The 20,947-nt window shown below is 60.2% G+C and carries 14 protein-coding genes; 12 read left to right on the top strand and 2 right to left on the bottom strand.

Annotation, left to right across the window (positions count from 1 at the left end; translation table 11 throughout):
* The first annotated feature begins 1 nt into the window (after position 1).
* Together CQR48_RS07865 and CQR48_RS07860 are read left to right on the top strand one after the other, a co-directional pair.
* Positions 2–820 carry a fumarylacetoacetate hydrolase family protein gene (locus CQR48_RS07865; protein WP_101452563.1) on the top strand — a complete coding sequence of 273 codons (819 nt, stop codon included), beginning with the start codon at positions 2–4 and terminating at the stop codon, positions 818–820.
* A gap of 243 nt (positions 821–1,063) precedes the next feature.
* Positions 1,064–2,560 carry an ATP-binding protein gene (locus CQR48_RS07860; RefSeq protein WP_101452525.1) on the top strand — a complete coding sequence of 499 codons (1,497 nt, stop codon included), beginning with the start codon at positions 1,064–1,066 and terminating at the stop codon, positions 2,558–2,560.
* Positions 2,561–2,811: 251 nt separating this feature from the next.
* On the opposite strand, the gene rlmH is transcribed toward CQR48_RS07860, so the two are convergent.
* Positions 2,812–3,291, bottom strand: a complete 480-nt coding sequence (gene rlmH / locus CQR48_RS07855) for a 23S rRNA (pseudouridine(1915)-N(3))-methyltransferase RlmH (protein ID WP_044091499.1) — start codon at positions 3,289–3,291, stop codon at positions 2,812–2,814.
* 233 nt (positions 3,292–3,524) lie between these two features.
* On the opposite strand from rlmH, the gene clpB reads away from it, so the two are divergent.
* A complete protein-coding gene (gene clpB / locus CQR48_RS07850) occupies positions 3,525–6,212 on the top strand; it encodes an ATP-dependent chaperone ClpB (RefSeq protein WP_033492701.1) in 2,688 nt (895 codons plus the stop codon).
* A gap of 108 nt (positions 6,213–6,320) precedes the next feature.
* Here clpB and CQR48_RS07845 read toward each other — a convergent pair whose 3' ends face one another.
* The gene (locus CQR48_RS07845) at positions 6,321–8,921 is read right to left on the bottom strand and encodes an HAD-IC family P-type ATPase (RefSeq protein WP_101452524.1); all 2,601 of its coding nucleotides are present in this window, start codon (positions 8,919–8,921) and stop codon (positions 6,321–6,323) included.
* Between the two features lie 201 nt (positions 8,922–9,122).
* On the opposite strand from CQR48_RS07845, the gene CQR48_RS07835 reads away from it, so the two are divergent.
* The 9 genes from CQR48_RS07835 (at position 9,123) to gatA (ending at position 20,928) form a co-directional block, all read left to right on the top strand.
* Positions 9,123–9,401 (top strand): metal-sensitive transcriptional regulator, encoded by a 279-nt coding sequence (locus tag CQR48_RS07835; protein WP_101452522.1) that lies wholly within the window; start codon positions 9,123–9,125, stop codon positions 9,399–9,401.
* A 45-nt stretch (positions 9,402–9,446) separates the two neighbouring features.
* Positions 9,447–10,793 (top strand): DNA recombination protein RmuC, encoded by a 1,347-nt coding sequence (locus CQR48_RS07830; protein ID WP_101452521.1) that lies wholly within the window; start codon positions 9,447–9,449, stop codon positions 10,791–10,793.
* A gap of 211 nt (positions 10,794–11,004) precedes the next feature.
* Positions 11,005–11,709 (top strand): type I phosphoribosyltransferase, encoded by a 705-nt coding sequence (locus tag CQR48_RS07825; protein ID WP_101452520.1) that lies wholly within the window; start codon positions 11,005–11,007, stop codon positions 11,707–11,709.
* Between the two features lie 65 nt (positions 11,710–11,774).
* Entirely contained in the window at positions 11,775–12,656 is an 882-nt protein-coding gene (locus tag CQR48_RS07820) for a TrmH family RNA methyltransferase (protein WP_101452519.1), read from the top strand.
* A gap of 15 nt (positions 12,657–12,671) precedes the next feature.
* Complete coding sequence (locus tag CQR48_RS07815; protein WP_244898968.1) at positions 12,672–13,727, top strand: class C sortase; 1,056 nt, start codon at positions 12,672–12,674, stop codon at positions 13,725–13,727.
* A 376-nt stretch (positions 13,728–14,103) separates the two neighbouring features.
* Positions 14,104–17,046: a Spy0128 family protein gene (locus CQR48_RS07810; RefSeq protein WP_101452518.1), complete on the top strand. Its 2,943-nt coding sequence runs from the start codon at positions 14,104–14,106 to the stop codon at positions 17,044–17,046.
* Positions 17,047–17,126: 80 nt separating this feature from the next.
* The gene (locus tag CQR48_RS07805; protein WP_101452517.1) at positions 17,127–18,908 is read left to right on the top strand and encodes a SpaA isopeptide-forming pilin-related protein; all 1,782 of its coding nucleotides are present in this window, start codon (positions 17,127–17,129) and stop codon (positions 18,906–18,908) included.
* Positions 18,909–19,102: 194 nt separating this feature from the next.
* Entirely contained in the window at positions 19,103–19,396 is a 294-nt protein-coding gene (gatC, locus tag CQR48_RS07800; RefSeq protein ID WP_015451102.1) for an Asp-tRNA(Asn)/Glu-tRNA(Gln) amidotransferase subunit GatC, read from the top strand.
* Complete coding sequence (gene gatA / locus CQR48_RS07795; RefSeq protein WP_101452516.1) at positions 19,396–20,928, top strand: Asp-tRNA(Asn)/Glu-tRNA(Gln) amidotransferase subunit GatA; 1,533 nt, start codon at positions 19,396–19,398, stop codon at positions 20,926–20,928. Before gatC ends, gatA begins: the two co-directional genes overlap by 1 nt.
* The last annotated feature ends 19 nt before the right edge of the window (positions 20,929–20,947 follow it).

Raw genomic sequence — 20,947 nt, 5'->3', positions numbered from 1 at the left:
TATGAGAATCGCACGTTTCACCAAAGACGACAAGACCCCGCAATACGCCTTCGTGCAGAAGGATGAGCAGGACGGCAAAGATTATCTCGTGGTGCTCAGCGGCTACCCATTCGGCGCCCAGCCAGTGGAACCGACCGGCGAGCGTTTTCCGCTCGACGCGGACGGCTTGCGTCTGCTCGCCCCGGTGATCCCCTCAAAGATCTACGGTTTGGCGAAGAACTATGAGGCGCACGCCCAGTTCATGCATGAGACGGGGCACAGTGACATCGCGCACGCGCCGGAGGATATGGTGATTTTCTCCAAGCCGAGCACCTCGGTTATCGGCCCTGACGATCCGATTGTCATTCCGCCATTCTCCCATGACATGAATTTCGAGCCGGAAGTCGCGGTGATTATCGGTCGAATCGCGAAGAACGTGCCGGTCGAGAAGGCTATGGATTACGTGCTTGGTTTCACGTGCGTCAACGATGTGACCTTGCGCGACCTGCAGGGCGCCGACCCAATGTGGACGCGCGCGAAAGGCTTCGACACCGCGTGCCCGCTCGGACCGTGGATCCAGACCGATCTGAATTGGAAGGACGCGAAGATCTCCTTCACGCTCAACGGCAAGGACGTGCCGGAGGCCAGCGGCACGACCGCGAAGCTGATTCACGGCATCCCTGAGCAGATTGCCGCGATTTCCAGCTTCTCCACACTGCTGCCCGGCGATGTGATCATGACTGGCACCCCGAATGCGTCCGGCAGCCTCAAACCGGGTGACGAGCCGGTCGTCCATGTGGAGGGTATCGGCAGCCTGCGCAACGTCGTCGTGCAGGGCTGACTGTCTGGTCGGCGGGTTGCTTAATGGGCAGCCGACATTGGAATGAACCTCGTCTGAACTTGCCACTTAACTTCCCACTTACTTGCCAGCTTGCCAGCAAGTGGGAAGTTAAGTGGCAAGTTGGTAAGTGAAGTGGTAGGTTAGGTGCAAAGTCAGATCGCCTTCTCCAATGAGGACCTTCTGTGGTGTGGCATCAATGTCAAGCATGGAATAGCGAGACGCTAGCAGTCAACGGGAAACTATATGGACAGAGATGAACTTGGACGGTTGATCGCTCACCTGCGTGATATCGGCAATGACACGCAGGAATGCGAGGTCAAAGAAGCGGCGAAGAAAGTCCCAGCGAGCCTCGTTGAGACGTTGTCCGCGTTCTCCAATGGAGATGGAGGAACGGTTATTCTCGGGATTTCCGAGCATGATGGATTTACCGCTGTCCATGGTTTCGACGCGCGGGCGATGCAAGAGGCATTCAACGCGGAATGCGAGAAACTGACGCCTCGTGTTCGTCCAGTGATTGAAATACTCCCGTTTGAGGGCAGTCATGTCCTTGTTGCGCACATCCCGCCGATGGCGCCAAGAGACCGTCCATGTTATGTCACTACCCGCGGCAGATACCAAGGTTCCTACATCAGAAGCGGCGACGGTGATCGGCGACTGACGCCATATGAAATCGATCGGATGATCGAAAACCAATCGCAACCGACATTTGATGATGAAGTAGTTGAGCAAGCCACGCTTCATGATTTAGATGCATCTTTGGTATCGGCATTTATCGCGCGGCAGCGTGAACTGCATCCGCGTGTGTTCGGTGAGCGCAGTGATGAAGAGATTCTTCTGGGCATGCATGTAATAAAACACGGTGACGGTGGAGATGCGGATTCACATCCAACACTGGGCGGATTGATGGCCTTGGGCACGTTCCCCCAACAGTTTTTCCCGCGTCTGAACGTTACGTTCACGGCGTTTCCTGGCGTTGGGAAAGGTGAAGTTGTCGAAGGTGGCCGGCGGTTCCTCGATGCGCAAACTATCGTCGGACCAATTCCTTCCATGATTGAGGATGCGCTTGCGGCGGTCACAAGGAATATGAGAGTTGGAGCGGTGATTGACGGTGCGTTTCGTAAGGATGTGCCTGATTATCCACGCAAAGCGGTAAGAGAGGCGTTGTCCAATGCGCTCATGCATCGTGACTATTCCTATGAAGCTCGTGGAAGTCAAGTGCAGGTGAACATGTATGCCGACCGGCTGGAGATTTTGAATCCTGGAGGGTTGTATGGCAACGTGACTGTCGACACGCTCGGTACGGTGGGCATGTCTTCATCCCGTAATCAGTTCCTGTCCAACATCCTTGAGACGACGCCATATCCTGGCGGCGGATATGTAGTAGAGAATCGTGGAACTGGATACATGGTTATTGAAGAGGAACTGCAATCCGCGTTGATGGGTCCGCCACGCCCTATGAGCACGCTTACTTTCTTCTCACTTACCTTTGATAAAAGGAGACGATCGGCGAGTGAGAAAGATCAACGGAATTGGAGCCGTGAATTGGTGGATGATGCGCTCTGCCAGGTGTTGCGGGAACGGAATTCGGCATCAGCGAAAGAGCTGGCAGAATCGTCTGGGCTGTCGCGTTCGGCGATCGGCAATCATCTTCGCATACTGATAGAACGCGGAGTCGTCGAGCCGACTGAACCTCCGCGTAGTCCAAGACAGCGATACCGCCTCGTCGAAAATGCCAAGTAGGGCGTTTGAAAAAGTGATGACGCTAGGCTACCGGTGGGACACAGAGGATAGCCGTCCATGAGCCAGGCAGGGCGTTGTCGGCATCGGCTGCTGGTCTCCAGCCAACTTCCCACTTAACTTCCCACTTACTTGCCAGCTTGCCAGCAAGTGGGAAGTTACGTGGCAAGTTCAGTTTGGCAACCGATATGCGTGGTGAATCCCGGCGCATCACGCCGGTGGTGAGCAGACCGCTCGGCACCTCGTGGCCGCTGCTACTTATGATACGGCTCGTGGGCGTTGATCTTGAAGGCGCGGTAGATTTGCTCGAGCAAGATCACACGCATGAGCTGGTGCGGGAAGGTCATGGGGGAGAAGCTGAGCTTCCAGTCGGCGCGCGCGAGGATCTCGGGCGCCAGCCCGAGCGAGCCGCCGATGATGAACTGGATGTGGCTGGCGCCGTGCAGTGCGAGGTCGTCGAGTTTCGCCGCGAACCGCTCCGAGCCGAGCATCTGCCCGTCGATGGCGAGAGCGATCACATACGCGCCATCCTTGATATGTTTCGCGATGCGCTCGCCTTCCTTACGTTTGATGAGCTCGTCGGTGCCAGGTGTGGCATGCTCGGGTGTTTTCTCGTCGGCGACCTCGTAGATGCTCAGCTTGCAGAAGCGCGACAGGCGTTTCGAATACTCGTCGATGGCGTCGCGCAGATAGCGTTCCTTGATGCGCCCGGGGGCGATGATATCGATGTTCATGGGGTGCGTGTCCTTCCGTCAACCAGTGCCATCGTAGCGGTGACGGGTTCCAAGATGCAGAAGCGGCCGGGTATGGATTCGCCTGTTGGCCCGAAATATCAAGGAAAATACAAAACTTGAGTCAACTAGGCTCAAGTTTGGAATAATCGACGGGGAAATCGGTTGTATACAGCAGACACAGACAACGAAGCGCCCACGGGTGAAGCCGCCCGGACGGCGCGAATGGAGGAACCATGCAAGCGCAATTCACGAATATGGCCCAAGAGGTCATCAGCGACGCCGTACAGAGCGCGTCCGCCGCTGGCAATGCGCAAGTCGAGACACTGCACGTGCTCGATGCGTTGCTTCGCCAGCAGAACGGCGTTGTACCAAGCCTGATCAAGGCCGCAGGGGGAGACATCAAAGCCATCGGCACGGCCGTGCGCAACGGGTTGGTCAACCTGCCCAGCGCCAGCGGGTCAAGCACTACGCAGGCGCAGCCCAGCCGTCAGCTCGAAGCGGTACTCGTCCAAGCCGAACAAGAGATGAAGCAACTCGGGGACGAATTCATCTCCACCGAACACCTGCTCATCGCCATTGCCGCGAGCAAGCCGAACAAATCCGCCGATATCCTCGAAGCCAACGGGGTGACCGCCGAATCGCTGCGCAAGGCGTTGCCGCAGATCCGCGGCGGCGCGCACGTGACCAGCGCGGACGCGGAAGGCAATTACAAGGCTCTCGAAAAGTATTCGACCGACCTGACCGCCGCCGCGAAGGAAGGAAAGCTTGACCCGGTGATTGGCCGTGACCAGGAGATTCGCCGTGTCATCCAGATCCTGTCCCGCCGCACCAAGAACAACCCGGTGCTGATCGGTGAACCTGGCGTCGGCAAAACCGCCGTCGTCGAAGGTCTCGCCCAGCGTATTGTCGCCGGGGATGTGCCGAGCACGTTGCGCAACAAGAAACTCATCAGCCTGGATCTGGGTTCCATGGTCGCCGGGTCGAAATACCGCGGCGAATTCGAGGAACGCCTCAAGGCCGTGCTCAATGAGATCAAGAACGCGAACGGGCAGATCATCACCTTCATCGACGAGATCCACACCATCGTCGGAGCCGGTGCTGCAGAAGGCTCGATGGACGCGGGCAACATGCTCAAGCCGATGCTTGCGCGCGGCGAACTGCGGCTGATCGGTGCCACGACGCTTGACGAATACCGCGAGAACATCGAAAAGGACCCGGCACTTGAACGCCGCTTCCAGCAAGTGTTCGTCGGTGAACCGAGCGTCGAGGACACCATCGCGATCCTGCGCGGTATCGCGCCCAAGTACGAGGCCCACCACAAGGTGACCATTGGCGATGACGCGCTCGTGGCCGCAGCCCAGCTGTCCAACAGGTACATCAGCGGGCGTCAGCTGCCGGACAAGGCCATCGATTTGGTCGATGAGGCCGCTGCACACCTGCGTATGGAGCTTGACTCCTCGCCTGAGGAAATCGATGAGCTCAAGCGTCAGGTCGATCGGCTGAAGATGGAACGCGCCTATCTGCTGGGCAACCCGAAGAACGAGAAAGCCGAGCAGAAGAAAGCGGATGCGCTTGACGAGAAGTCGCGTGAACGCCTCGCGGACCTTGACAAGGAGCTCGCCGACAAGACGGAGAAGCTCAACGGTCTCAACGCCCGTTGGAATATGGAGAAAAGCGGGCACAACAAGGTCGGCGACCTGCGCAAGAAGCTCGATGAGCTGCAAGTGGAAGCCGAACGTTGCGAACGCGACGGCGACTATGCGAAAGCCTCTGAAATCAGGTACGGCGAAATCCCGCACATCCAGAAGGAAATCGCCGCCGCCGAGCAGGAGGAACGTGATGCCAAGGAAACCGGTGCCGAGGAAACCCCGATGGTGCCGGACAAGGTCGATGCGGATTCCATCGCGCAAATTGTGTCCGAATGGACCGGCATTCCTGTCGGCCGCCTGATGCAAGGCGAAAATGAGAAGCTCCTGCATATGGAGGAGTATCTCGGCAAGCGTGTCATCGGCCAGAAGGACGCCATTCGCGCGGTTTCCGACGCTGTGCGCCGCTCGCGCGCCGGTATCTCCGACCCGAACCGTCCGACCGGATCGTTCCTGTTCTTGGGGCCGACCGGCGTGGGCAAGACCGAACTCGCCAAGGCGCTCGCCGACTTCCTGTTCGACGACGAGAAGGCCATGGTACGTATCGATATGAGCGAGTACATGGAGAAAGCCTCTGTGTCCCGCCTGATCGGTGCCGCCCCGGGCTATGTCGGCTACGAGGAAGGCGGCCAGCTGACTGAGGCTGTGCGTCGGCGCCCCTACTCAGTGGTGCTGTTCGACGAGGTCGAGAAAGCGAATCCGGAAGTCTTTGACCTGTTGCTGCAGGTGCTGGACGATGGTCGCCTGACCGATGGCCAAGGTAGAACCGTGGACTTCAAGAACACGATTCTGATCATGACCTCGAACCTCGGTTCGCAATTCCTGGTGCAGCCTGACCTGGATGAGGAAGCCAAGCAGAAGGCCGTGATGGATGCCGTGCATGCACACTTCAAGCCGGAATTCATCAACCGCCTTGACGAGCTGGTCATCTTCCACCCGTTGACTCGTCAGGAGCTCGGCAGCATCGTCGATTTGCAGGTGCGTCAGGTGGCCGCGCGGCTTACCGAACGCCGGATTTCGCTGCAGGTCACGGATGCGGCTCGCGATTGGCTCGCCAACACCGGGTACGATCCGGCGTACGGCGCTCGCCCGCTGCGCAGGCTCGTTCAGACCGAGGTCGGCGATCAGCTGGCGCGTCTGCTGCTTGCCGGCAAGGTGCATGACGGTGACACGGTGCTTGTTGACCAGACCGGTGGCGAACACCTCGAACTCACTGACATGCCTGAGGATCCGCTGTCCGGCGTGACCGTCGAAGGTGTGCAGGAAGACAAGTGACGGTTGCTTGAACTCAAACGGCCGCCCGCCCAAGCTTTGATGCGGCTTGGGCGGGCGGCCGTTTTTCGTGTTGCGGGGCTGTCGGCGTCAGCAGAAGAGGCTGGGACCTTACTGCTTGAGGAACAGCTCTGGCGCCTTGCTGAAGTTCGCGGCGCAATGCTCGCCGCAGAAGTAGTACGTCGTGCCGTTGTAGGTGCGGGTGATCGCCTCGTCATTCACTGCGACGCTCATGCCGCATACCGGGTCGGTCGCGGTGTTGCCGTCGCCGGGGGTCGCTTCGGCCATCTGACCCATATGATGCATGTGGCTCATGTCCATGGTGTGCTCCTTGCTCTTGGTGTTGGAATTGTTGGCATTGCTGATGTCGGGGGCGCTGGTGGCGCTGCGGCCGGCGTCCGACGGCTGATTCATCGTGGTGTGCTCGTCGACGATGATGGTGGGCGCTGCGGTCGGCGTGTCGGCGTCAGCGGGGCCGGCGGTCAGGTCGTCGCCGATGCGCGCATGCCGCAACCGGTTCGCGTTGAGCACCAGGCATACGCTGGACAGTGCCATCGCAAGTCCTGCAATCATTGGGCTGAGCAGCCATCCGGTGAAGGGGTAGAGCACGCCGGCAGCGATCGGGATGCCGATGACGTTGTATCCGAAGGCCCACGCATAGTTCTCGCGGATATTGCGCATGGTCGCGTTCGACAGGTTGATGAGTTTCAACACGCCGCGCAAATCGCCGCTCATCAGCGTGACATCCGCCGACTGCATGGCCACATCCGTGCCGGTGCCGATGGCGATGCCAAGATCGGCCTGCGCCAAGGCGGGGGCGTCGTTGATGCCGTCGCCGACCATCGCAATCAATTCGTCGTTGCGCTTGTCGGCATCACGCTGCGCCTGCAGGCGTTCAATCCAATACGCCTTGCCGTCTGGCCGAACCTGTGCGATGACCGTATCGATGCCGACTTGCTTGGCGATTTGGCCGGCGACTTCGGCTTTGTCGCCGCTGAGCATGATGGTGCGCACACCGGCCTTGCGCAAGGCCGCAATCGCCTGCTGTGAACCGGGTTTGACGGTGTCCGACGTGTATGACGGGTGGTCCGGGTCGGCTCCTGCGTCGACGGTCCCTCGGGTGATGGTGCCGGTTTTATCGAAGACCACGGTCCTGATATTGCGAGCCTGTTCCAGCGCTTTCGCTGAGGTGACCAGTACACCGTTCGTGGCGCCCAGCCCGGTCGCCGCGGTGACGGACAGCGGGGTGGCAAGGCCCAAAGCGCACGGGCACGCGATAATCAGCACGCTGACCGCCGTAATCAACGCGTGCGCGAGCCGTGGCTGGGGGCCGAAAGACACCCAGATCGCGAAGGTCCAGATGGCGATGATGATGATCACGGGCACGAACATCCGCGCGATGCGGTCCGCGAGCTGCTGTACCGGGGCCTTGGTGGCCTGCGCCCGGGCGACCATCGCGATGATCTGCGCGAGGATGCTGTCGCCGCCGACCTGACTGACCCGGATGACCGCGTTGCCTTTGAGCGCGATAGTCGCTCCGGTGACGGTACTGCCCGTGCTGCTGTGCACGGACGCGGATTCGCCGGTGATCATCGATTCGTCGATATCCAGCGTGCCGGCGACGACCTCGCCATCGGCGGGGATGCGCTCGCCGGCTTTGACGACCACCAGGTCGCCGACCTTCAGGTCATCGACGCCGATAGTGGTCTGGTTGTTCGGGTCGTGCCAGGCGTGTTCACCTTGGTCGAGCGTATCGGGGCTGATGGTCTGTGCGTTGCGGGGACGCAGCTTGATCAGTGATTGCACGGCTTTACCGGTACCTTCACGCGCCTTGCTTTCCAGCAGACGCCCGACAAGCACCAGGGTGATGACCACGCCGACCGATTCGAAATACGGCTCGCGCGATCCTGCCGGCAGCGCCGGTCCCGCGATGCATACGATCAGGCTGTACAGGTATGCGGCGGTAGAACCGAGCGATACCAGCGAATTCATGTCGGGGGAGCGGTGGATGAGCGCTGGCCAGCCGACCTTGTGGATGGGGCCGCCACAGTAGAACATGACTGGAGTGATGAGTACGGCTTGCAGCCATGGATTGGTCAGCCATGCGGGCATGTCGGCATGCCCGGCCATGGACAGCATGGAGACGATGAACACCGGCAGGGTCAGCACGGTGCCGATGGCGACCAGCCGGCCGAGCTGCTTGATTTCCTTGCGGCGTTCGTCCGCCGCCTTGCGCTCGTTGTCCAATGCGTCCACGGCGTTCAGTGCGGGCGCTGCAACTGCGGCTGATGTTTGACCGCTGTGCTGGATTGCGCTGCGGTCTTTGCCGTCATCCTCGACACGGAGCATGCCGTGAACCATGTTCATGCCGCATGCGAAGGGGTAATCGCCGGGGGCGAGCGCCGGTAGCTGTACGTCGGTATGCGCGTTGCCGGGCAGCATGGCGTCAAGGCCGAGGTCGGAGAAGACGACGTGCGAGGTGCATTCGCCGGTTTCCTGGCGGTCGAAATGCAAGGTGATCGGCACGCCGGGCTTCATGGTGATCAGCGATGGCTCGTACCCGCCTTTGACGATGATATCGGCGCTTTGCATGCCTTGTTCCTGCTTTGCCGCAGTGCCTTCGCGCTTGGCGAAGAAGAATCGTAGTGTCAGCCATGTCGCGATGATGGCGAGCACAACCGCGGTCGCGGCGATAAACAGATCGAATCCCATGCGCCTCCTCCTTGTGTTGTCTTTCATCGTTGCAGTCGGTGGTGACCGGCTGGCGAAGATGGCGGCAATCTGCCGCCGGCCCGGCGTGTCTGGCACGTGGGTCGTGTCTGCGCTGTTGGCAAACACTTTGATATATACCCATATGGGGTATACTGAACAAGAGTATTCAGCCCTCGGGATAATGGAACGGAAGGCGGCGTGATGAACGGTTATGCGGGCGACAAGAAGAACATCCAGAAGAGAATGCATCGCATTGAAGGGCAAGTCAAAGCAATCGGTCGCATGGTGGATGACGACAGATATTGCATCGATATTCTTACGCAAATCGCCGCAGTGGAATCCGCATTGAAATCGGTATCCATGCTGCTGCTGGACGACCATCTCGACCATTGCGTGCGCGAAGCGGTCGAACAGGGTGGCCAAGTGGCGGATACCAAACTCCAGGAAGTCTCTGAAGCGGTGTCTCGCCTCGTGAAATAACCGTGTCGCCCTGTCGCGTCCATGGCTTGCTGTTGACTAGAACATATGTTCGAAAATGTGGTTGAGGTGTTGGCGTTGGTCATCGTCGTCGCGATTCTGGGGGTCGTGGCGGGTTTTGCGCTGGGCAGAAGCAGAGGGCAGCGCGACGCTCGCGGGGCCAACCGGCAAGAGTTGGATGCGGCTCGCGGCGAGGCGGAGTCCGCGCGTACGCGAATCGGCGAGCTCACGGCACAGGTGGCGCAATTCCGGGCGCAGGCTGATGGGTTGCAAGAGCAGTTGCAATTCGTGAAATCCCAGCTGTCTCAAGCCCAGCAGGCCGAGCAGATTCGCATCCAGCACGAGCGTGAGAAAGCCCAGGCCGAAGAGGAACGCAAGCGGCAGGAACAGGCGAAGACCTTGAACGAACAGAGCAAGGTGCTGTCCGCTCTTGCTCCGGTGCAGAAGAATCTTGATGCCCTCCAGCAGAAAGTCGCTGATATCGAAGAAGGGCGCAAGCGTGAGATGGGTGCGCTTGGCGAACAGCTCAAGGGCTTGGGCGACCAGCAGGCGCGGCTTGACAAGGAGACCAGCTCGCTTTCGGCGGCGTTGCGGGACAACAAGGTTCGCGGAGCCTGGGGAGAGGCGCAGCTGCGCAACATTGTGGAATCCGCCGGTCTTCTCGAACACGTCGATTTCGACACGCAGGTCGTGGTCAAGGCTGGGAACGACGCTACCCAGCGCCCGGATATGGTGATCCATCTGCCGGGGAACAAGAGCATCCCGATCGACGCGAAAGTCCCGTACTCGGATTACCAGCGCGCGTGTGCAATCCCCGATACCGCATCTCCGGAAGAACTCGCTCGGCGAGACCAGCTGTTGCAGGCCCATGCGAAGGCGTTGCGCGAGCATGTCAAAACCTTGGGCAACAAAGCCTACTGGAATGCGTTCGATACCGCTCCGGATTTCGTGATTGCGTTCATCCCGAACGAGTCGCTGCTCCAGGCGGCGTTGCAGTCGGATCCGACCTTGCTTGACGATGCGTTCGCGCAGAAAGTCGCGCTGACGTCCCCGGTCACCTTGTGGGCTGTGCTGAAGTCGGTCGCCTATGCGTGGCAGCAGCAGAGTCTGACAGACGATGCCAAAGAGCTGTTCGATCTGTCCCGGGAACTGTACGAGCGTTTCTCGACGCTCGGCGACAAGGCCAACAAGCTTGGGGCGGCCATCACCAGAACGGTCGGTGCATACAACCAATTCGCCTCGTCGTTGGAATCCCGTGTATTGGTGACTGCGCGTAAGCTGCAGAAAATCGACCAGAACAAAATCATCGACACTGTTGCCGCCATTGAGCCGGAGAAAGCGGACGTCCGCGAACTGACCGCACCCGAAGTGCAATCCGAAACCTCCGAACGCTAGCCGTCTATCCTGCCAGCCCATCGCCCCGCCTCTCCAGCCCTTCGGCCAGCCATCTTCCCTTCACAAACTGTCTACGCTAACGGGGCTTCTAGCGTAGACGGTTTGTGTGGAGAGTGTTCCCGTGGTGGTTGTTGGCGGCTGTCCGGCGGTCATACGGCGGCCATCCGGTGTCAAGCCGGTGGTCGTACGGAAGCGTAGGTAGAGTAGCAGTATGACTGAGAACAGCGAGAATCAGACGTTCAGACGCACCGGATCCACAGACCAAGGCGCTGCCGCTGCACAGAGCGCCGGCAACACCAACGAGCAGGACGCGACGGCATTCGCCATGCTCGAGCCCCGCGAACAACTGCGGCAGGTCCTCGCCCAAGCAATCAAGGGCAAACCGTTCAACGAACTGTACTCTGTGGCGTTCGACCATCGAACGGCGGCGACGGTCGGTCACGTGCTCCTCGACGCTCTTGAAGAGCAAGGCTACGGTGTCGATGATTTCGATGCGGTCGGTGCACTCACCGCGGCGGCGGTCCCGCTGGTGTCCGCGGTTATCCTTGCAGCCGCCTCGCGCGGCGAAGACCTCGACGGCTTCGTCATGGATTTCGTCTACCCATCGGTCAAAGGGCCGTCCATCGCCGGCAAGCGGGTGATTCTGCTCGACGCCTGGTTGTCCGAGAAATCTTACGTGCAAACTTCATCACTGGTCACATTGCGCAACGGCAACGAATTAAGCCTTGATTTCAGCATCGTGGAACATGAGGGCGCGCAGGTTCTCGCCGTCGCCTCGCTGATCGGCGGGGTGGGGGATGCCGACCATGTCGCCGGAGAACGCCAGCAGATTGAGGTCATCAATCCCGTCAACGCGGAACACACCGCCCTGCCGCTGATCCAAGTGTTCGATGAACGGGAGCTGAACGCCGCATAAGCCCCTGACCGTCGCAAAAGATCAGGACGTCAACGACAGCAGGATAACAGCAAGGCAGGCAACAGGTGCACGAACCAAGCGAATACACCAAGCAGGTACAGGCATCGGGGGAACCGCAGTTCCGCGACATCGGTGTCGGCCCCTGGGCGCAAGAGCATCCGGGCGAACCACGTCCGGATATCCCGGGATCGGCGAACTACGACCCGCGCTATGACACCGAATTGCTTGACCAGGGTGACCGTCGCAACGTCTTGGACCGCTACCGGTACTGGACCGTGGAAGCGATCAGAACAGATCTTGATATGCACAGCCGCTACCCCTTCGAAATCGCCGTCGAAAACTGGACCCACGACTTCAACATCGGATCCGCGGTCCGCAGCGCCAACGCCTTCGGGGCGGCTCGCGTCCACATCGTCGGCCCCCACAAGTGGAATCGCAAGGGCGCGTTGATGACCGAACTGTACCAGCACGTGGACTATCATCCGTCCATCGCCGACCTCGCTGCATCCTGGAGATACCGTATCGCCGGTGAAATCGCTGCGGAGCAGGCGCGAATCAATGCCCGCGAGAACCGCGCGGCGCTCGCGCACAGGCCGCTCACGGCCGACGAGCGCCGTTTGCAGGAGCATTCGGCCCGTCGGCTTGCAACCCTTGCCGCGGCCAAAATCATTGCGCTTGATATCGTTCCCGGTGCCGTCCCGATCGAACGCTACCGGTTCCCGCAACGCTGTCTGCTGTTGTTCGGCGCGGAAGGACCGGGCTTGTCCCAGGCGGCGCTCGACCAAGCGGACGATGTCGTGTATATTTCCCAGTTCGGTTCGGTCCGCTCAATCAATGCAGGTGCCGCTGCGGCCGTCGCCATGCACAGCTGGGTCGCCCAGCATGCGGTGATCGATGGGCCGGGCGCAGCGTCGGAAAGCGGCTCATCAGCGACGGTCCATCGCTAACCCCAGACGAAGACTATGATGCAGCACGATACCCCCGCGTCAACCGCCGTCCCGTGGGATTGCGCTTTCGATGTCCATGCCGCGGCGGCATCGATGGAATCGCGCCAGCGCGACGAGCGGCGGTACATCCGGGCGACCGTCGCCGCGTTCATCTTGTTCACGATGGCGTTCGCGGTGCTGTTCACCCCGTTCGTCTTACAACAACGGGAGTCGATGAAGCAGTCCAGCGTTGCCGATGCCGCGTCCTCCCATGTCATGGGATGGCCATCCGGTAAGGCGGAGCGTATGTTCGCCCAAGCGCGGGCATACAACCGACGGTTGGCGGCAAGCGGCCAACCGGTGATCGGGGAAGCGTCCGACCCGTTCAACTCGTCGGCCACAACGTCCCACGGTTCGTCTCAGACATCCAGCCGATCTTCCTCATCGCATGAGGCTTGGCTACGCGACGAGGAGTATCTTTCCCTGCTCAATGTCGGGCATGGCGTCATCGGTTCGATCCAGATCCCCAAAATCTCCGTGAATCTGCCGATCTACCACGGTACGTCCGAAGCGGTGCTGGACGACGGCGTCGGCCACTTGTACGGCACCAGCCTGCCGGTCGGCGGTGCCGGAACCCACAGCGTGCTCACCGCCCACCGTGGACTGTCCAACAAAACGCTGTTCACTCGGCTCGATGAATTGCAGGTCGGCGATCCCTTCTATATCAAAGTCATGAACGAGACCCTCGGCTACCGCGTGATCAGCATCACGACGATTGAACCGACGCAGATCAAGGGTCTGACCATCCGCACAGGCGAAGACCTGGTGACACTGATGACCTGCACGCCTTACGGCATCAACACGCATCGTTTGCTTGTGACCGGCAAGCGCGCGAATATCCCCAAGAGCATTCCCGAGCCTGCAGATGCGACGCAAGATATCAAGCGGGCGAATCTCACCGCGCTCGCCGTCGCCGTGATGACACTGGTGTATGGGCTGCTTGCCCTGCGTTTCCGGCCGAGAGTCTATCCGGTACGGCATCGTCAACAGGCTGCGGCGGGTGCGGCGCCTGCCGGACGTTCCGACCGGTAGCGCGGCACTGCGTCGCCGTCTGGCGTGTGTGTTCCGCTGTCCGGGTCGCCGAACCGGCTGCGCCCGCACCGGCATGTCGTGCAGCCTGTCGTACTTGGCCCCGTCGGATGCGTACACTTTGTCGTAGGCCATGCCCTGATTTCCTTGCAAATCCACGGTGTCGCGCCGTTTGCTGGAACCTGCGCATCCGTGTTGTATGCAGGGGGTGTATCCGGGGGTATCCATGTGATTGATGAGCTGACATCGTTCGTTTACGCGACGTTCGCTTGTCGTACGGTTGAGGCGAGTATGATGGAAACTGTACGAAGTCATCGCGCTCTCCCAACGAGGGGGGAACGCTGGAGTGGAAACGGGTCCGGTGAAAAGAGCGGACGATATGATCGGCATAGAACGGTATAGGCAACGCAAGCGCAACGCGGCAAGCATGGAGCGGACCGCGCGCTCGGCCTTGCGCGCTGCCGTTGCTGCCGTTGCCGCATGGGCCATCACCATCGCCATCGTATGCACCGCAGGCCTGCTCAATGCCGACGGATCCGCCCAAGCCGCCGCCCTGACCGCCATCGACCCGTCGAACACCATTGAGCCGGCAGGCAGTCAGCTTGACCTGTTCAACTACTTCATCAATGGTTTCGATTATCAACCGTCCTATGCCAATACGGGTATCAACAGCAATCATGCTTTGAAATTCAGCGATGGTGAGCAAGCTTCCATGCGAGCTTTCAACCGCCGCACATCCGACGGCGCGTTGACTCCAGGCATTGTGCAGTCACGGCTCGGCAGCGACGGTTCGCCGGCATTGTCGTCCACGATGACGGGTAGCAGCGAATCGTTGGGATACCTGTTCAATAATGATTATTCAGTACGCTACAAGTCCGCGTACGCCAGTGTCGGTGGCCTGTTCCAGATGGATGCGACCGGACGGTATTCGTATGACAGCAGCAAGAACTTCGCATCCCTGATTGCCGATGACAGCGCATCCGAGCCGAACAAGGACGTCGAAGGCATCAACCAAGTGACCCTGTACTCCGCGCCATGCACGGATTCCGTGTACGGCGCCCAGTTCCTCCCATTCAACTCTGCGACCGACCTGCCGTCATCGGCTTCTGGTGGCTGCTCGGTGGATATCCACACCAAGGGTGCGAACACCAAGCAGAAGATCCGTCACTGGTTCGGCATGCATCTCAACGTGAGTTTCACGCAGCCGGATAACGGCACGTTGCTGTCTGCGGATGGCGTATACCGTCCGATGACATTCACATTCGCCGGTAATGATGACGTGTGGGTGTTCCTGGACGGCCATTTGGTTGGTGATTTGGGCGGTATCCATACGATCGCCGACATGGCGATTGATTTCTCCACTGGCAAGGTAAGCGTCACCGCCGGTACTGGCACGGCGAACGCGCAGACCACGTCGTCAACCATCAGCTCGCTGGTCGGTCTTGGAGCGCCCAGCTATGACAGCAACGGTCTGATGACGAACCGGGACACCGCGTGGAACGCCGACCATCCCGACACGTTCGCCGACCGTAGCCGCCACACCCTGGACGTGTTCTATCTCAACCGCGGTGGCAGAGAATCAAGTCTGAAACTCTCGTCGAATATCATGTCGTCCAGCCGACAGTTCGTGGCGCATAAAACCTTGAAACGCGGGTCTTCCGACGCTGTTCAGCCGCTGCACGCCGGCGAGTTCACCTTCCGCTTGACCGGTTGGTACGGCAATTGGGATGCCGACGAGGCGACGACATCCGATTCCTCCGAACCACTGATGCCGACGACTGGTTTCGAAAACGCAAGCACGGTGAACGTGTCATGCGACAGCTCCGCCGGTACCTGTACCGCCGACCAGACCAATATGCTCGACGGCCTGGTGTTGTTCGGCGATGCCGAATTCGATGCAGCCGACGTCCACAAGACCTACCGCTATGCGATCCAGGAACTGCCGATGTTCGATGGGAAAACCGTCGAGGATGACGATAGCAGCACGCCGGGCTTCCAATACCAAGGCATCACCTACGATCTGGACGCGCAGTACTTTACGGCGAGCGTGGAATACCGCGACTACAACACGCAGGACCTCATGCTGAAGATCACCATGTGCGACCGTACATGGAAGCCATTGAAGCAGCAGAGCGGCAGCATCAGCTTCGTCAACCATGTCACCTCGAACGTCGTTTCCTCGCCATTGCTGGGCAAACTCGTCGTCGAGAACCGCAAATGGAAGCAGACGGATCGCTTCCTGTTCTCCATCCACGGGTCCGGCACTACGACAAGCAACGGCACGACATACCAGATCGAAGCACCATTGCCATCGAATGTGGTCAAGGCCTCCGACGGCATCGGACGTTTCTCCATTGGCACCGGTGGCACCGGAGGCATCGAACCATGCACGGCGGCGATGAACGGCTCGCAGAATTATTGTGATTTCTCCTTCGGCACGGCGGCATTCAATACCGCTGGAACCTATACCTACACGATTAAACAGGCATGGGAAAACGGCACAAGCGTTCCGGAAAGTGGTGTTGTCAGCGCCAACGGCCTGACGTATTCGCAGGCGAAATACACGGTGACGGTAACCGTGGCGCAGAACAGTTCCGGCGCGCTTGAAGTCACGAATGTCGAGAAAAGCGTCGATCCGGACAACAGTTCGGATGCGGTGTCCTCGGATGGACGGCTGGTCTGGACGAACCAGTACGAGCCATCCCTGAGCGGGGACACGGCGATCGGCGTGAAATCGACGATCGTAGGGCGTGACTGGCAATCATCCGATTCCTTCACCTACACCCTGACTTCCGTCGATGGAGCGCCGTTGCCGAAAGGCAGTGCCGCCGGAGCGACCTCCGCCACGATCACCTTGGATGGCTCCGACAAGGACCATCAGATGACCTTCCCCGATATCGTCTTCGCCTCGGCCGGAACATACCGGTACACACTCACCCAGGATCATGAGCGGAAGAACGACAACCTGCATCGCTCCGAAGCCGTGTTCGACGTCACGGTGACGGTCGCCGACGATGGCAACGGCACTTTGACTGCGACCGCGAAACTGCTGCGTACCGCAGACGACGATGGCAATGCGTTGGAAGGCGATGCGCAGAACGTATCCGGGACGGTTGCGGAATTCACCAACCAGTTCCTGCGCGTGGCACTGCTGCCATCGGCAGGCGGAACGGGGCAATCGCAGGTTGTGAATGCGTCGGTTCTTACCGCTGGTGCGTTGGCGCTTGTGGCGATCGTCCTGTCTGTGGCAACGGGGATCAGCAGGCACAATCTTCGACGGAAAAATCCGCCGGGAACGGGAGGATCGCCGCCGATGCCCTGAATGAGGCATCGATATCCGAAAGCACAATCAAGAACGTAGTAATCAAGTAATCAAGAGAAATACGGGAGAAAGGAACTACGATGTTCAAGTTCAAGCGTCTGGTCGCGGCCACTGCCGCGGCTGCGATGGCGATCGCGGGATTGGCGCTCGGTACCGCGCCCGCGAACGCACAGGGTACCGTTGTCACCGATAAGGCGCAGTTCGCCTTCATCGGCAATGTCAAGAACCAGCTCAACGGGCACAAGCTGGAGTACTACAAGATCGGCGATTACGTCCTGTACGGGGAGAAAAGCGCTTCGGATGAAAACAAGACCTACGGCGTGCGTGTGGCCTCCGCATTGCAGACCAAGTCGCCGAATCTGATCACCTCGGCACTGAACGATGCACTGAAGGACGAATCCCCGGCCCAGCAGGTGCCGTCCGACGTCGACGATGCCTTGGCTTGGGCGATGTCCGAAGGGCTGCTCAGCCAGGACTCCGTGGCACCATGGGATGGCGTGACACGCAAGTTCGTCACCTATCTGAACGATCATCTCACCGATCTGCCGACGGCCGGTACGGCGACGCTTTCCGGCGCGACCTCGAGGAACGGCGATGATTCCGCTCCATACATGGCATCCATCTCCCTGCCGGCAGGCATCTACATGTTCCGCGACGTCACGGATCCGGTGGTGGAAAACTCCAGCAACGCAGTGCCGATGCTCGTGGCATCCGGCAAGATCGATGGCAACAACGATCTGTCCCAGCCGACATCCGAAGCGCTGATCACGATGAAGGACTATTCCACCGAACTGAGCATCGCGGCCACGGGCGAAGCGAAAACCGACAGCACCGGCCGAACCGCATCGCGTGGCGAAACCCTCACCTACACGATGAACGGCTATGTGCCGAAAACCGATTCCGTCACCTACCCCTTCGACTATGTGACCACACCGCTCAAGGGTCTGAAAGTCGATCTTTCCAGCGTTTCCGCGGTAATCGTCGATAAGGGCGGCAAGACGGTGACCGGCACGGATGGCAAATCCGTCGTATCCGCATCCGATTTCTTCGTCGTCACCTCCGATGACTCGACGGTAACCATCGAACAGGGCAAGAAGTGGTTCGTCGCCGATGGTGTCACCAACAGCGACGACACCGATATCGCCGGCCACACCATCTCCGTGAGGTTTACCAAGGATGCGCTCGCCAAGTGGCAGACCTACATCACCGATGACTATGCGCTGCGCGTGTCCTACAAGGCTCTGGTGACAACCGATGCCGTCAACTGCGTGGACAACGAGTTCTATGTCAGCGCATCGACCGACAAGCTGAAGTTCGTGCGCACGAAGCTTACGACGATTACCTTCAAGAAGGTGGATGCTTCCGGCAAGCCGCTTGCCGGCGCACGCTTCAAGATCGAATCCTCCGTACCGGACAGCTTCGTCCTGCCTTCCGGATACGTCAACGCGAATACCAACCGCGATGCGTCCTGCGACAACGACGAGGCGATTTCCCAGGCGGATGGCACGGTCACATTCGATGGCCTGGCACAATCCGCGGATGCCTCCTATAAGATCACCGAGGTCGCAGCGCCATCCGGCTATCTGAAGCTTCCGCTGTACTTCAACGCCACGGTAAGCTTCGCCGGTGCGAATGTGGTGTTCGACGATGGCAGCGACGGGGCCGATCCCTTCGGACTGGTCACGGTGACCGCCAAAGATGCCGACGGCAACAACCAGCTGACCGTCGAGAACGTGCATAGCGTCGCTCAGCTGCCGTTGACCGGTGGCGCGGGCATCGCATTCATGGTTGTGGTCGCGGCGCTGCTTGGCACTGCGGGCGTCATCGTGGTCGTGCGTTCGCGTCGAAACGCAACCGTGTGAACGCGACCATACGCCGCTCACGAATTGAGTAATCCGTGAGCTGACCTTCAAGGGCCTTGTGCCGGAACCATATCCGGGTTCCGCACAAGGCCCTTGGCATTGGCGAGTTGTGTGTCGCTGCTTGTGTGAGTGGGGAGTATTCTTGCACCGCCTGCGCATTCGGTACGTCACACTCGGCTCATATAGTGGAGGGCATGGCAACATTCACACGTGAAGAAATCGAGCATCTGGCCGATTTGGCCAGAATCGCCCTGACGGATGAGGAAATCACCCGTATGCAGAGCGAACTCAACGCCGTCGCCGACGCGATCGACGAAGTCCAGAAAGTGGCCACGGACGATGTCCAGCCGACCGCCAACCCGGTCCCGCTCGAGGCGTACCTGCGCCCCGATGTCGCAGTGACCCCGCTGACGCAGGAGGAGGCGCTCGCCGGCGCCCCTGCGACCGATCAGGGCATGTTCGTCGCCCCGCAGATCCTGGGAGAGTGATGATGAGCAACGCTGAACTCGTGAAACTGTCCGCCGCACAGATGGCGGAGAAGATCCGTTCCAAAGAAGTCTCCAGTCGCGAATTGACCCAGGCGCACCTCGACGTCATCGAGGCTGCAGAACCCACGGTCAACGCCTTCCTGCACGTCTCCGATAAGGAGGCGCTCGCCCAGGCTGACGCCTTCGACAAGAAGCTCGCCGCGGGAGATACGGAAGGCCTGCCGGAGCTTGCCGGCGTGCCGATTGCAATCAAGGACATGATCGTCACCAAGGGCATTCCCACGACCGCCGCCTCCAAGATTCTCGAAGGCTGGGTGCCGCCGTATGACGCCACGGTTATTGAGAAGATCAAGGCCGCCGGCATGCCGATTCTGGGCAAGACCAACCTTGATGAGTTCGCACAGGGCTCTTCGACCGAGCATTCCGCGTTCGGCAACACCCACAACCCGTGGGATGCGACCCGCGTTCCGGGCGGTTCCGGCGGCGGTTCCGCGTCCGCGGTCGGTTCGTATGAAGCTCCGCTCGCCCTCGGCACCGATACCGGCGGTTCCATCCGCCAGCCGGGCGCGTTCACCGGAACCGTGGGCGTCAAGCCCACGTACGGTGGTGTGAGCCGCTACGGCGCCATCGCCATGGCGTCCTCGCTCGACCAGATCGGCCCGTGCGGCCGTACCGTGCTGGACACCGCTTTGCTGCACGAGGTTATCGGCGGCAATGATCGCCGTGATTCCACGTCCATCCCCGCCCCGGTCCCGCCGGTCGCTGCTGCGGCCCGTGAAGGCTTGAAGCGTGACCTGAAGGGCGTACGCGTCGGCCTGATCAAGGAAATCGGTGGCGAAGGCTTCGAAGCCGGTGTTGCCGCCCGATTCAACGAAGCGGTCAAGCTGCTGGAATCCATGGGCGCAGAAGTCAAGGAGGTTAGCCTCCCGCATCTGCCGTACTCGCTGGGCGCGTACTACATCATCATGCCGTCCGAAGTCAGCTCCAACCTGGCGCGCTACGATGGCATGCGCTACGGCCTGCGCGTCATGCCGCCCGCCGGCGTGCCACAGACCTCCGCCAACATGATGGCCTACACGCGTGAAGCCGGGTTCGGCGACGAGGTCAAGCGCCGTATCATTCTCGGTACGTATGCACTGTCCGCCGGCTACTACGACGCCTGGTACGGTTCCGCGCAGAAGGTGCGCACCTTGGTGATCGACGACTTCAACAAGGCCTTCGAACAGGTTGACGTGCTCGTGTCCCCGACCGCTCCGAGCACCGCGTTCCATTTCGGCGAGAAGACCAGCGACCCGCTGTCCATGTATCTGGGCGACGTGGCGACCATCCCTGCGAACATGGCAGGTGTGCCCGCCATGTCCATCCCGTGCGGCCTGTCGGATAACGGCATGCCGGTCGGCTTCCAGTTCTTTGCGCCGCAGCGTCACGACGAGGCCATGTACAAGCCCGCCGCAGCGCTTGAAGCGGCTTTGGAAGAGCAGTGGGGCGGCAATATCCTCACGAAGATGGCCACGCCGTGGCTGAATGCCTGAAACCGGAGGACGAAGACAA

Origin of the sequence: Bifidobacterium thermophilum (assembly GCF_002846655.1) — a bacterium.
GTDB classification, from domain to species: domain Bacteria; phylum Actinomycetota; class Actinomycetes; order Actinomycetales; family Bifidobacteriaceae; genus Bifidobacterium; species Bifidobacterium thermophilum.
The sequence above is the reverse complement of the archived record's forward strand: the minus strand, read 5'-3'. Positions and strand labels throughout refer to the sequence as shown.